We start from the raw sequence: 13,529 nt of genomic DNA, 5'->3' as shown, positions 1-13,529 counted from the left end.
CCCTGCCACTCAAAATCGCACCCTCCCTTGGTGATTTTCATAATCGGCAGCCCCACCGCCGTTGCTAGTATCGGGACACCGCCAAGAACAATAAGGAAAACGCCATGCCGTACTTCCCCGGTGTCGAGAAGGTTCGCTTCGAAGGCCCCAGCAGCGATGCCCCCCTCGCCTTTCGCCATTACGACGCCAACAAAATCATCCTCGGTAAACCCATGCGCGAGCACCTGCGCATGGCTGCGTGCTATTGGCACACCTTCGTGTGGCCAGGGGCGGACATGTTTGGCGTCGGCACCTTCAAACGGCCATGGCAGCGCAACGGCGACCCAATGGAACTGGCCATCGGCAAGGCGGACGCAGCGTTTGAGTTTTTCTCCAAGCTGGGCATCGACTACTACAGCTTTCACGACACGGACGTCGCCCCCGAAGGCAGTTCGCTCAAGGAATACCGCCACCACTTTGCGCAGATGGTCGATCACTTGGAGCGTCACCAGGAACAGACAGGGATCAAGCTGCTGTGGGGCACCGCCAATTGCTTCAGCAACCCACGCTTTGCCGCCGGCGCTGCCAGTAACCCGGATCCGGAGGTGTTTGCCTACGCCGCCGCCCAAGTGTTCAGCGCCATGAATGCGACCTTGCGGCTCAAGGGTTCCAACTATGTGCTGTGGGGCGGCCGTGAAGGTTACGAAACACTGCTCAATACCGACCTGAAACGTGAGCGCGAGCAGCTTGGACGCTTTATGCGCATGGTCGTGGAGCACAAGCACAAGATCGGCTTCAAAGGCGACCTGCTGATCGAGCCCAAGCCCCAGGAGCCGACCAAGCACCAATACGATTACGACAGCGCCACCGTGTTCGGCTTCCTGCATGAATACGGGCTGGAGCATGAGATCAAGGTGAATATCGAGGCCAACCACGCGACCCTGGCCGGGCACAGCTTTCACCATGAAATTGCCACCGCCGTGTCCCTGGGCATCTTCGGCAGCATCGACGCCAACCGCGGCGACCCGCAGAACGGCTGGGACACCGACCAGTTCCCCAACAGCGTCGAGGAGATGACCCTCGCCACCTATGAAATCCTCAAGGCTGGCGGGTTCAAGAACGGCGGCTATAACTTTGACTCCAAAGTGCGCCGCCAGAGCCTGGACGATGTGGACCTGTTCCATGGGCATGTAGCCGCCATGGATGTATTGGCCCTGGCCCTGGAACGCGCGGCGGCTATGGTCGAGAACGATCGATTGCAGCAGTTCAAGGACCAGCGCTACGCCGGTTGGCAGCAACCGTTGGGCCAGGCCGTGCTGGCGGGAGAATTCAGCCTGGAGTCGCTGGCTGAACATGCGTTTGCCCATGAACTGAACCCACAGGCCGTGAGTGGTCGCCAGGAGATGCTTGAAGGTGTCGTGAATCGCTTTATCTACCGGTGACATTTGCGCGACAAATCTCTGCACAGAGCGTCGAAGGACGCTCTACAGTTTTACCCGCATCACGCTGTGTCTTTCCAACAACAATAAAAGGACGCACCACCATGAAGTCATTCAAACGTACCCTGCTCGCCACTGCCCTGGCCCTGCTCGCCCTGCCGGTCATGGCCGACTCAGCCCACCCGAAAATCGGTTTTTCCATCGATGACCTGCGCCTGGAGCGCTGGTCCCGTGACCGTGATTACTTCGTCGCGGCGGCAGAAAAACTCGATGCCAAGGTCTTCGTCCAGTCCGCCGATGCCAACGAGCAGAAGCAGATTTCCCAGATCGAAAACCTGATCTCCCGGGGTGTCGACGTGATCGTCATCGTGCCCTTCAACGCTACCGTCCTCACCAACGCCGTCGCCGAAGCCAAGAAAGCCGGGATCAAAGTGGTGTCGTATGACCGCCTGATCCTTAACGCTGACATCGACGCCTACATCTCCTTCGATAACGAAAAGGTCGGCGAAATGCAGGCCAGCGGCGTGTTGCAAGCGGCGCCCAAGGGCAACTACTTCCTGCTCGGCGGAGCGCCCACCGACAACAACGCCAAAGTGCTGCGCGAAGGCCAGATGAAGGTGCTGCAACCGGCCATCGACAAGGGCGACATCAAGATTGTCGGGCAGCAGTGGGTGAAAGAATGGAACCCCACTGAAGCCCTGAGCATCGTCGAAAACGCCCTGACCCGGAACAACAACAAGATCGACGCCATCGTGGCTTCCAACGACGCCACCGCCGGCGGTGCAATCCAGGCCCTGGCCGCGCAGAAACTGGCAGGCAAGGTGCCGATCTCCGGGCAAGACGCCGACCTGGCCGCGATCAAGCGTGTGATCGACGGCACCCAAACCATGACCGTGTACAAGCCGCTCAAGCTGATCGCCACCGAAGCCGCCAAGCTCTCGGTGCAACTGGCGCGTAACGAGAAGCCGACCTACAGCTCGCAGTACGACAACGGCAGCAAGAAGGTCGACACCATCCTGCTCACGCCTACCCCGCTGACCAAAGCCAATATCGATCTGTTGGAGAAAGACGGGTTCTATACCAAAGAGCAGATTGCCGGGCAGTGACCGCCATGTCCGACTACCTGCTGCAAATGAACGGCATCGTCAAAACCTTTGGCGGTGTCAACGCCCTCAACGGCATCGACATCAAGGTACGGCCGGGGGAATGCGTCGGCCTGTGCGGCGAGAACGGCGCCGGTAAATCAACCCTGATGAAGGTGCTGTCGGCGGTTTATCCGTACGGCACCTGGGACGGTGAAATCCTCTGGGACGGGCAGCCGCTCGAGGCTCAGTCAATCAGCGAGACCGAGGCGGCGGGGATCGTGATCATTCACCAGGAACTGACCCTGGTGCCTGACTTGTCGGTGGCCGAAAACATCTTCATGGGCCACGAAATGACCTTGCCGGGTGGGCGCATGAACTACCCGGCGATGATCCACCGCGCCGAAGCCTTGATGCGTGAGCTCAAGGTACCGGACATGAACGTCGCGCTGCCGGTGTCGCAGTACGGCGGCGGCTACCAGCAACTGGTGGAAATCGCCAAGGCCCTGAATAAACAGGCGCGCCTGTTGATTCTCGATGAGCCCTCCTCGGCCCTGACGCGCTCTGAAATCGAAGTACTGCTGGACATCATCCGCGGCCTCAAGGCCAAGGGCGTGGCCTGCGTGTACATCTCCCACAAGCTCGATGAAGTGGCGGCGGTGTGCGACACCATTGCGGTGATCCGCGATGGCAAGCACATCGCGACCACGGCCATGGCCGACATGGACATCGCGCAGATCATCACCCAAATGGTCGGCCGCGAGATGAGCAACCTCTACCCCACCGAGCCGCATGACGTAGGCGAGGTGATTTTCGAGGCGCGCAACGTCACCTGCTATGACGTCGACAACCCCAAGCGCAAGCGTGTGGACGACATTTCCTTCGTGCTCAAACGCGGGGAAATCCTCGGCATTGCCGGGTTGGTGGGCGCCGGGCGTACGGAACTGGTGTCGGCACTGTTCGGCGCCTACCCAGGGCGCTACAGCGCCGAGGTGTGGTTGGACGGCCAGGTGATCGACACACGCACGCCGCTCAAATCCATCCGCGCCGGGCTGTGCATGGTGCCCGAGGACCGCAAGCGCCAGGGCATCATTCCCGACCTGGGCGTGGGCCAGAACATCACCCTGGCGGTGCTCGATACCTATGCGCACATGACGCGTATCGATGCCGAAGCCGAACTGGGCAGCATCGACCAGCAGATCGCACGCATGCACCTGAAGACCTCCAGCCCGTTTTTGCCGATCACCAGCCTGTCCGGGGGTAATCAGCAAAAGGCCGTGCTGGCGAAAATGCTGATGGCCAAACCCAAGGTGTTGATCCTCGACGAACCCACGCGCGGCGTGGACGTGGGCGCCAAATATGAGATCTACAAGTTGATGAACGCCCTGGCGGCCGAAGGGGTGTCAATTATCATGGTGTCCTCGGAGCTGGCCGAAGTACTCGGGGTCTCCGACCGCGTGCTGGTGATCGGCGAAGGCCAGCTGCGCGGTGACTTCGTCAACAACGGCCTCACCCAGGAACAGGTGCTCGCGGCTGCGCTCAGCCATAACAATAATGATCGGAAGACCGCGTAGATGAATCAGCTCAAACAGCTGTTTACCCGCTACAAAATGCTCGCCCTGGTGATCGCCGTGGCGGTGATCTGGCTGTTTTTCAGCTGGCAGACCGAGGGCGGGTTTCTCACACCACGTAACCTGTCCAACCTGCTGCGGCAGATGTCGATCACCGGGATATTGGCGTGCGGCATGGTGCTGGTGATCATCAGCGGCGAGATCGATTTGTCAGTGGGGTCATTGCTCGGGTTGCTGGGCGGGTTGGCGGCGATCCTCGATGTGGTTTATCACGTGCCGCTGCTGGCCAACCTGAGCCTGGTGGCGTTGTGTGGGCTGATGATCGGCCTGGCGAACGGCTACATGACCGCGTACCTGCGGATTCCTTCGTTTATCGTTGGCTTGGGTGGGATGCTGGCATTTCGCGGGATTCTGCTGGGGATCACGGGCGGTACCACCATTGCGCCGGTTTCGCCGTCGCTGGTGTATGTGGGCCAGGGGTATCTGCCGCATTCGGTGGGTATTGGGCTCGGCGTCTTGTTGTTTGCACTGACGCTGTTCCTCACGTGGAAACAACGACGCAATCGCGCGCTGCATGGTCTTGCGGCACATTCCCTCGTGCGTGACCTGGTGCGCGTGGTACTTATCGGCGCCGTGCTGGCCGGGTTTGTCACCACGCTCAACAGTTACGACGGCATTCCCGTCCCCGTCTTACTTCTGCTCGTGCTTCTGGGCGTATTCAGCTACGTCACCAGCCAGACCGTGTTCGGCCGCCGCGTCTACGCGGTGGGCAGCAACATGGAAGCCACGCGCCTGTCGGGCATCAACGTGCAGGCGGTGAAGCTGTGGATCTTCGGCATCATGGGCGTGATGTGCGCCCTCGCCGGCCTGGTCAACACCGCCCGCCTCGCTGCCGGTTCGCCGTCGGCGGGGAATATGGGCGAGCTGGATGCCATCGCTGCGTGCTTTATCGGCGGCACGTCCATGCGTGGCGGCTCGGGCACGGTGTACGGCGCGTTGTTGGGCGCGTTGGTGATTACCAGCCTGGACAATGGCATGTCGATGCTGGATGTGGACAGTTACTGGCAGATGATTGTGAAGGGCAGCATTCTGGTGTTGGCGGTGTGGGTGGATGTGAGTACGCGGACAGGTCGTCGGTAACGGTCCGGAAAAACACCGAAGCTCCCACATTTGAGAGGTGGCGTTAGCGGCATTTGGTCATGGTTTGAGAAGCGCCAGCAAGGCGTGTCGCGTTTAATTGCAGGACGTTTCCTAGACAATCTTTGTCGCCTTGTGCCTGCAGGAATCAATGGCGAGCCTGCGATCCACCCTCGCGCGCCTGAAGCCATCAACAGCGCAGGCATAAAAAACAGGCGTAAAAAAGCCACTCCGAAGAGTGGCTTTTTAGTCAGTTACTGGCTCAACACAACATCGCGCATCGCCGGGATGTAACCGTAGTCGTAAGCCTCCTGCACAAACGAGCGATCGCCTTTCAATACAATCCTCACGGTGGGTGCTTCGGTGCCGCCGATGCGGTAGTCATCGCCGCTGGTGGGCACGCTGTCGATAAACGAGGTCACCAGGCCATTGGGCATCACGCAATGGGAATACGTCTGGAATGGCTGCGAAGGCGGATTGCCAAGCACCAGACCGGAAGCGTTCATCAGCGTATAGGGACCAAACAGGTGATCACTGACAAACCCATAAACGCCATCCGGGCCGGTCACGCCGTCCGCGTAAGTGAATTTGTGGCTGATGGTGAACAGGTAATACTTGTCGTCCTGGAACACATAGTGCGGACGCTCGGTCTGGTCGTTGACCCCCACGGCAGTGACCAGGGGCGGCAGAATTTCCCACTCGTCACCGTTAAGGTCTCTGGCCACGGCGATGCCGATGCAGCCAACCTGATAACGTGCCCCGCCGACATCTTCATGCCCTGGCGGCACCAGGCCTATTTCATTCGGGCCCACTTCGTGAGTCCCGCGCTCGCCGGCAACGTTGCCTTCAAACACCATGTACAACTTGCCATCTTTGGGATCGATAAAGGGGCTGGGATCGCGAAAGTTCCAGGTCGAATTTTGCGCTTCGGTTTGGTAATAGATGCCGTCGGCATCAAACAGTGATTTGACCTGATCAAAGCCCTGCAGGGTAACGCCGGTATCCGACGTAACCACTTGGCCCCTGACTTTGGCAATGGTGGCGCCCGGTGTGACGCAGGTGTAGTACAGGTCGATATCACCGTTGTTATTCAGCAGGATCGGTGTGCCTGCCCATTCACGCGTGGTCGGCGAAACCCCTTCGGCCATGACCCGGCCGCCGAAGATCCAGTCCTTGCCGGTGCGCGAGTACCAATAGCAGATACGCGCATGGCCATGGCGGTCTTCCCAATCGCGCTTGATGTCGTAGCGGCCATCGGCGTTGATGAATTGTGGATCATGGGGGCGACGGTCGGCGGTCAGGGTGAAGATCACCGACCAGCCATTGACCGATACCACCGTGCCATCCAGTTCACGCAAGGGCATGGTGTCCCAGATAAAGACCGTGTCACTCATGACAGGAAAGTCAGGACTCACTAACGGCTGTGTCGTCGTCGGGTCATTCTCATTAACTTTCAGCGCATCGGCCCGTGTCCAGCGAGTGGGTGTGTGATTCGCGTGTTTCATGATGATGTCCTTTTGCTGACGCTTAAGTGACAAGCGAAGATTAAATAGCACATGACAGCCAACAACTTAATAGTGGCTGAAAGAGCAAGAGATAGTTGGCTCTGCAAGTGCGAAATAAGGTTTAACATGGAAGCCTACCTGTCGCAACATGAAGAATTATTTAGATTACAAAGGCCATCACTGTATTTATATCCTTGATATAAATACAGTGGCACCCGTATTAAATGATCGTTAAGTAGAAAGCTAGCTAATCAACTACCAAAGATCAGGGCTACCGACTGGGCGCCGGCATTCTTCTGGGTAAAGTCCTTGGCTTGTGCGGCGGTCTTCAAGGTATAGCCATAGTTGGAAAGGGCCGTCCATTGCGCTTTAGGCGACTTCTGGTTGGTGATCGGCGGGACACTGTTGGTATCGGTGAACGTGCCAGTGCCTTTGTCGTCCAACATGCCTTTATTTTGGCTGCCTTCGCCAAAGTAGTTACTTTCAGAAAGGATATTGGCGTTTTGTGCCAGGGTAAAACCGAGGTGGAAGTTATTGATGTAGTTGTTGTACACATGAAAATAACCGTAACGCATCAAGCCAGGCGCACGCACTTCCATGTTGTCGAAGCGGTTATGGCACAGCGTCAGGCGCGGATAACCATTGAACTCTGCTTTATTATCATCGGCCGGGTGGCCGAAGATCAGGCCATACTTGTGGCTGCCAAAGAAGCAGTTGCTGATGGTGGCATAATCGGCCTTTTCACCGATATACAGCAGTTTATCTTCACTGCCGTCAGTGATGGACCAGCTGTGCCCGACGAAAGAGCAATGGTCAATCCAATACTTGCTGCCGTAGTTCAAGTAGACCTGAATATCGTCATTGGCCTTGATATTTGCCGAATGCTTGAAGATAAGATTCTGCAGAATAATGTTCTGCGACTGCGCCGTTGCACGCAGGTGAATATTCTCCAGGGTGCGGTTCTGGAACGAGCCAATCAGGGTCTTGTTGGCGCCCATGTTGACTTTGGTCAGGCTCGACGCCGAGATATTACTGTTGATCACCAGTACCCGTGGGGTGGTATCGCCGATATTAGCCTTGAGTTGATCGAGTGTGGTGATACTGACCACAGGGCCGGACCAGCCACCTGTCACTTTTGCCGCTTGGGCGAAACCGGTCAAACCGGCGAGTTTGCTTTCTGGATAGGACATGAGTTCCCTCTCTATCAATAAAATGGCTCGGTAAGACGAGCCTGTGCATCAAGTTAATCCGTTAACTTGCACACAGTGTTTGGCAGGACTGAGGTTGCCGGGTGTTGGTCGATCAGCGCTTAAAAACTGTGTTTATGTACAGTATTCTCGATTCACTGGATCGTCAACCCTTACGCAGCCAAAAAATGTGGGAGGGGGCAAGCCCCCTCCCACATTTGCCCTGCTGTGTTCTTTTGGCCGTTACTTGGACACAGGCATCGCAAACTCCGCGCCCTGCTCGATGCTCTCCGACCAGCGCTGCATGATCGACTTCTGCTTGGTGTAGAAGCGCACGCCCTCAGTGCCGTAGGCATGCATGTCGCCGAACAGACTCTTCTTCCAGCCGCCGAACCCGTGCCATGCCATCGGCACCGGGATCGGTACGTTGATGCCGACCATGCCCACTTCAATCCGTCGTGCAAACTCGCGGGCGATATTGCCGTCGCGGGTGAAGCAGCTCACGCCATTGCCGAACTCGTGGTCGTTGACCAGTTTGATCGCTTCGGCGAAGTCATTTACGCGCACGCACGCCAGCACCGGGCCAAAGATTTCTTCGCGGTAGATGCTCATCTCTTTGGTCACGTGGTCGAACAAGGTCGCGCCGAGCCAGAAGCCATTTTCCAGGCCCGCTTCGGTGGGCACGTAGTCGCGCCCGTCGAGCAGCAGTTGCGCGCCGGCCTGTACGCCTTGTTCGATGTAGCCGCTGATACGCTCCAGCGCCGCGCGGGATACGATCGGGCCCATTTCGGCCTTGAGGTCGCGTCCGTCGGTGATGCGCAGTTGCTTGGCACGCTCGGTCAAGGCGGCGATGACTTTGTCACCCACATCACCCACCAGCACGGCGACGGAGATGGCCATGCAGCGTTCGCCGGCACTGCCGTAGGCGGCACCCATCAGGGCGTCGACGGTTTTTTCGATATCCGCGTCGGGCATCACCACCATGTGGTTTTTGGCGCCGCCCAGGCCTTGCACGCGCTTGCCATTACGCGCGCCGGTCTCGTAGATGTATTGGGCAATCGGGGTAGAGCCAACGAAGCTCACGGCCTTGACGTCCGGGTGTTCGATCAGCGCATCAACCGATTCCTTGTCGCCCTGCACCACGTTGAACACGCCTTTGGGCAAGCCGGCTTCGCGCAGCAGTTCGGCCATGAAAAGCGACGCGCTTGGGTCGGTCGGGCTTGGCTTGAGGATGAAGGTATTGCCCGCCGCGATGGCGATCGGGTACATCCACATTGGCACCATCACCGGGAAGTTGAACGGTGTAACACCGGCCACAACGCCGAGCGGTTGGCGCATCGTCCAGTTGTCCATGCCACGGGAAACCTGGTCGGAGTGTTCGCCCTTGAGCAGGTTGGGAATGCCGCAGGCAAATTCGAGAATGTCGATGCCACGGTCGACTTCACCCTGGGCGTCGGTAAAGACCTTGCCGTGCTCGGCGACGATGATGCGCGCCAGGTCATCCTTGCGTGCACGCAGCAGGTGCAGGTATTCGAACAACACGCGGGCGCGGCGGATGGGCGGAGTGTCGGCCCAGTCGGCGAAGGCAGCCTGGGCAGCGGCAACGGCTTCGGAGACAGTTTGGCGGCTGGCCAAGGCGACGCGGCCAGTCTTTTCGCCGGTGGCCGGGTTGTAGACGTCCTGATAGCGATCATCGCGGCTCACGCGCTGGTCGTTGATGTAGTGCTCGATTGTGGTTGTCATGGCAGTAAATCCCAGGTGGGTAGCGTTGGGACACACGATAGGCTTTCGATTTGTTCCAAACCAGAGCAGAATCCAGAACTTATTGTCCATTAATGCGAACAATACAATTATGGAAAAAGCTGAGATCGAAGGGCTGTGGACCCATATTCACTGGCTGTCGGTGCTGGAAGAACAAGGCACCTACACCGCCGCTGCCGCGCGTCTGGGCGTCAGTAAGTCCGCCGTGAGCCAGCGCATTTCTGACCTGGAAAAGGCTACCGGGACGCGGCTGGTAACGCGGACCACACGCAGCGTCAGGCTGACCGATGCGGGGTTGTCGCTGACCCGTGAAGTGCGCAGCGCCTACGAGCAAATCGCCCGCAGCTTCTCGTCTGTGCGCGACTCGGTCGGAGAGATTCGCGGGCTGGTGCGGCTGACGGCGCCCGTGGCGTTTGCCCGTCAGCAATTGGTGCCGCATCTGTCGGAGTTTTTGCAACAGTACCCGCAGGTGCGCATCCAACTGGATGTGTCGGACGCCCTGAGTTCTCTGGCCGCCGAAGGGTACGACCTGGCCGTGCGCCACGGTTTCCAGGTGCCGGAAACCCATGTGGCGTGGAAATTGTGCGATACCGGCTCGGTGCTGGTGGCCACCCAGGATTACCTGCAACGCCACGGTGAACCCCGCGAGCCCGGCGACCTGTCCGCGCACAACTGCCTGTTCTACCCGCGCGGCACCGACCAGCCCGCCTGGACCTTCGAGCGCGGCACTAAAAACGTCGAACGCCTCACCGTGCCGATCTCCGGCAGCTTCGCCACCAATAACAGCGAAGCCTTGCGCGACTCGGCGCTCAACCACCTGGGCATCGCCCTGCTCCCGGATTTCAGCGCTCACGCCGCGCTGGCCAGCGGCAAATTGGTGCAGGTGCTCAAAGGCTGGGTGCTCAAGGGCGCGTTTGCTGATGAGATCTACCTGATCCGGCCGTATTCGCCGCATGTGCCGAAGGCGGTGAGTGTGTTGGTCGGCTACCTGAAGGACAAACTGTCGAGTGGATTTCGATTTACGAGGTGAGGTTTACCTCTTGCTCAGCAGAACCAAAAGTCCATAATGGACAAATTAGTTTACCTGCGGAGACACTCATGCCCAGCACACCTCACGTGATCCACCAGGCCCAGGCCCGCGAACTGCTCGCCAAAATCGATGTGCCGCAGATCCTGCGCAAGCTGTTCCATGACCTGGCGGCCGGGCAAGCAGTACAGCCGGCGCAGCAACTGGTGGAGTTCCCGCAAGCGGCTGGCGACTTCATCAATTACCTGGGCGTGCTGGCCGAGGATGGGGTGTACGGGGTCAAGACCTCGCCGTATATCGTGCGTGAGCAGGGGCCACTGGTGACCGCATGGACCTTGTTGATGTCAATGCAGACCGGCCAGCCACTGCTGCTGTGCGATGCCGCCGAGCTGACCACGGCACGTACGGCCGCTACGACTGCACTGGCGGTGGATGCGTTGGCGCCTTTAGCCGCGCGGCGTTTGGCGATTATTGGCAGTGGCAAGGTGGCGCAAGCGCATTTGCACTATGTGAAGGATTTCAGGGATTGGCAGACCATCAGCGTGTATTCGCCAAGCCTGGCCAAGGCGCCCGCCGAGACCATCGAGCAGCTCAAAAGCCTGGACCCACGTGTGGTCATCGCCAAGAGCTGTGATGAGGCGGTAGAAGACGCCGACGTGATCCTGCTGTGCACCTCGTCAGCCGGGCCGGTGCTCGACCCGACGCGCCTGAGCAAACCGGCGTTGATTACTTCCATCAGCACCAACGCCCCGCGCGCCCATGAAGTACCGTCGCAGTCCCTCAATGGCATGCAGGTTTTCTGCGATTATCGCCAGACCACCCCAGGCTCAGCCGGTGAAATGCTGATCGCCGCTGAACAACACGGTTGGGACCCGCGCGCTGTGGTCGGCGACCTGCCCGAACTGCTCAGCGACCACGTCCAGCGCCCGTCCTACGACCGCCACGTATTTTTCCGTTCCATCGGCCTGGGCCTGGAAGACATCGCACTGGCCAATGCCCTCTGGAGACAACTATGAGCCACGCAGACTTCATCATCATCGGCGGCGGCATTGCCGGAGCTTCCACGGGGTTCTGGCTGTCGCAGCACGGCAAGGTGATTGTGCTGGAACGCGAAAGCCACCCGGCCTATCACTCCACCGGGCGTTCTGCAGCCCTGTATACCGCCGCTTATGGCACACCGCAGGTGCGCGCGTTGACCCTGGCCAGCCGCGAGTTTTTCGACAACCCGCCGCCGGGCTTTTGCGAACATCCATTGCTTACGCCACGCGGCGAAATGACGGTGGATTTCATTGGCGATGCAGCCGAGTTGAACGCCCAGTACCTCAGCGCCAAGGCCACCGTGTCGCAGGTTGAACTGCTCAGCGCCGACGAAGCCTGCGCGAAGCTGCCGATCCTGCGCCGCGAAAAAGTCCGCGGTGCGCTGTATGACCCGACTGCCAGCGACATCGACACCGACGCCCTGCACCAGGGCTACCTGCGCGGTATCCGCCGCAACGGCGGCGAAGTGCGCACCGACAGCCACGTGCTCGGTTTGAGTCGCGACGCCGCCGGCGTTTGGCAGGTGCAGACCCAGGACACGACCTATACCGCGCCGATCATCATCAACGCCGCCGGCGCCTGGGCTGATCACATCGGCGGGCTTGCCGGGGCCGCGTCCATCGGGCTGCAACCCAAGCGCCGCTCGGCGTTTATCTTCGCCGGCCCCGAAGGCGTCGACAGCCATCACTGGCCGATGCTGGTGGCGCTGGACGAGTCGTTCTATATGAAACCCGACGCTGGCATGTTCCTCGGTTCACCGGCCAACGCCGACCCGGTCGAACCCCAGGATATCCAGCCCGAAGAGCTCGACATCGCCATGGGCATCTACCAGATCGAGGAAGCCACCACGCTGACCATTCGCCGCCCGACGCGCACTTGGGCCGGTCTGCGCAGTTTTGTGCACGACGGTGATTTGATTTCGGGTTATGACCCTCGGGTAGCGGGCTTGTTTTGGGTGGCGGCACAGGGCGGCTATGGCATCCAGACCTCTCCCGCCATGGGCCAGGCCAGTGCGGCACTGGTGCGCGGCGCACCGCTGCCAGAGGGATTGACGCGGTTCGGCCTCGACGCTGGTATGCTCTCCCCTGCCCGCCTGGAGCCCCTCGATGAACACCGTTGAACAAGACCACGTCATGCAGAACTTCCGCGCGATGGCCGACGCCATTGCCACCCTGTTTTTCCCCCATGCGGAAGTGGTGCTGCATGACCTGCGCTCGCAAAAAGTCGATTACATTGCCAACAACCTGTCCAAGCGCAGCATCGGCGATGACTCGGCGCTGGAGGACATGCTCAGTGATGACGTCAGCGAAGTGAACATCGGCCCGTACGAAAAGCTCAACTGGGACGGTCAGAAAATCCGCAGCCTGAGCACGGTGCTGCATGACCATAAAGGTCGTCGGCTGGCGGTACTGTGCATCAATCTGAATATTTCACTGTTTGAAAACGCCAAGGCGGCGCTGGACCTGTTCCTGTCGCCGAGCAAACTGATCCCGCAACCGGACTCGCTGTTTCGCGATGACTGGCAGGAGCGCATCAATACCTTCCTGCATGCCTGGATGCGCGAGCGTCAGTTGAGCCTGAACCTGCTGAACCGTGACCACAAGCGTGAGCTGGTGCTGGCGCTGCATGCCGAAGGGGCGTTCAAGGGCAAGAGCGCGTCGAACTATGTGGCCAATGTGCTGGGCATGGGGCGGGCGACGGTCTACAAGCATTTGAAGGAATTGAAGGGCTGAACAAATCAACTGGGGGGCTGGTTTGCTGCCTGTAGTGAGCGGGCTTGCCCCGCGCTGGGTGGCGAAGCCG

The 13,529-nt window shown here is 59.4% G+C and carries 11 protein-coding genes; 8 read left to right on the top strand and 3 right to left on the bottom strand.

Annotated elements, in window-relative coordinates:
• Positions 1 to 104 precede the first annotated feature (104 nt).
• The 4 genes from xylA (at position 105) to HU722_RS11785 (ending at position 5,211) form a co-directional block, all read left to right on the top strand.
• The gene (gene xylA, locus HU722_RS11800; protein WP_186753043.1) at positions 105 to 1,421 is read left to right on the top strand and encodes a xylose isomerase; all 1,317 of its coding nucleotides are present in this window, start codon (positions 105 to 107) and stop codon (positions 1,419 to 1,421) included.
• A 101-nt stretch (positions 1,422 to 1,522) separates the two neighbouring features.
• Positions 1,523 to 2,524 carry a D-xylose ABC transporter substrate-binding protein gene (xylF, locus tag HU722_RS11795; protein ID WP_065876259.1) on the top strand — a complete coding sequence of 334 codons (1,002 nt, stop codon included), beginning with the start codon at positions 1,523 to 1,525 and terminating at the stop codon, positions 2,522 to 2,524.
• A gap of 5 nt (positions 2,525 to 2,529) precedes the next feature.
• Positions 2,530 to 4,074: a D-xylose ABC transporter ATP-binding protein gene (xylG, locus tag HU722_RS11790; RefSeq protein ID WP_175403056.1), complete on the top strand. Its 1,545-nt coding sequence runs from the start codon at positions 2,530 to 2,532 to the stop codon at positions 4,072 to 4,074.
• Entirely contained in the window at positions 4,075 to 5,211 is a 1,137-nt protein-coding gene (locus HU722_RS11785; protein ID WP_065881450.1) for a sugar ABC transporter permease, read from the top strand.
• Positions 5,212 to 5,462: 251 nt separating this feature from the next.
• On the opposite strand, the gene HU722_RS11780 is transcribed toward HU722_RS11785, so the two are convergent.
• The 3 genes from HU722_RS11780 to HU722_RS11770 form a co-directional block, all read right to left on the bottom strand.
• Positions 5,463 to 6,713 carry a glycoside hydrolase family 68 protein gene (locus tag HU722_RS11780; RefSeq protein ID WP_186753044.1) on the bottom strand — a complete coding sequence of 417 codons (1,251 nt, stop codon included), beginning with the start codon at positions 6,711 to 6,713 and terminating at the stop codon, positions 5,463 to 5,465.
• 251 nt (positions 6,714 to 6,964) lie between these two features.
• The gene (locus HU722_RS11775) at positions 6,965 to 7,903 is read right to left on the bottom strand and encodes a pectate lyase family protein (RefSeq protein WP_065946269.1); all 939 of its coding nucleotides are present in this window, start codon (positions 7,901 to 7,903) and stop codon (positions 6,965 to 6,967) included.
• 240 nt (positions 7,904 to 8,143) lie between these two features.
• The gene (locus HU722_RS11770) at positions 8,144 to 9,643 is read right to left on the bottom strand and encodes a CoA-acylating methylmalonate-semialdehyde dehydrogenase (protein WP_065910669.1); all 1,500 of its coding nucleotides are present in this window, start codon (positions 9,641 to 9,643) and stop codon (positions 8,144 to 8,146) included.
• A gap of 109 nt (positions 9,644 to 9,752) precedes the next feature.
• Between HU722_RS11770 and HU722_RS11765 the strand changes: the two genes are divergently transcribed.
• The 4 genes from HU722_RS11765 (at position 9,753) to HU722_RS11750 (ending at position 13,459) form a co-directional block, all read left to right on the top strand.
• Positions 9,753 to 10,691: a LysR family transcriptional regulator gene (locus HU722_RS11765; RefSeq protein ID WP_065876265.1), complete on the top strand. Its 939-nt coding sequence runs from the start codon at positions 9,753 to 9,755 to the stop codon at positions 10,689 to 10,691.
• Between the two features lie 68 nt (positions 10,692 to 10,759).
• Positions 10,760 to 11,704 carry an ornithine cyclodeaminase family protein gene (locus HU722_RS11760; RefSeq protein WP_065946268.1) on the top strand — a complete coding sequence of 315 codons (945 nt, stop codon included), beginning with the start codon at positions 10,760 to 10,762 and terminating at the stop codon, positions 11,702 to 11,704.
• Positions 11,701 to 12,846: an NAD(P)/FAD-dependent oxidoreductase gene (locus tag HU722_RS11755; RefSeq protein WP_065876267.1), complete on the top strand. Its 1,146-nt coding sequence runs from the start codon at positions 11,701 to 11,703 to the stop codon at positions 12,844 to 12,846. The genes HU722_RS11760 and HU722_RS11755 overlap by 4 nt, the downstream gene beginning before the upstream one ends.
• Positions 12,833 to 13,459, top strand: a complete 627-nt coding sequence (locus tag HU722_RS11750) for a helix-turn-helix transcriptional regulator (protein ID WP_065876268.1) — start codon at positions 12,833 to 12,835, stop codon at positions 13,457 to 13,459. The genes HU722_RS11755 and HU722_RS11750 overlap by 14 nt, the downstream gene beginning before the upstream one ends.
• Positions 13,460 to 13,529: the final 70 nt, after the last annotated feature.

It is taken from the genome of Pseudomonas tritici (assembly GCF_014268275.3).
Lineage (GTDB): Bacteria > Pseudomonadota > Gammaproteobacteria > Pseudomonadales > Pseudomonadaceae > Aquipseudomonas > Aquipseudomonas tritici.
Note: the sequence above shows the minus strand (reverse complement) of the source record. Positions and strands in the feature narration are given on the sequence as shown.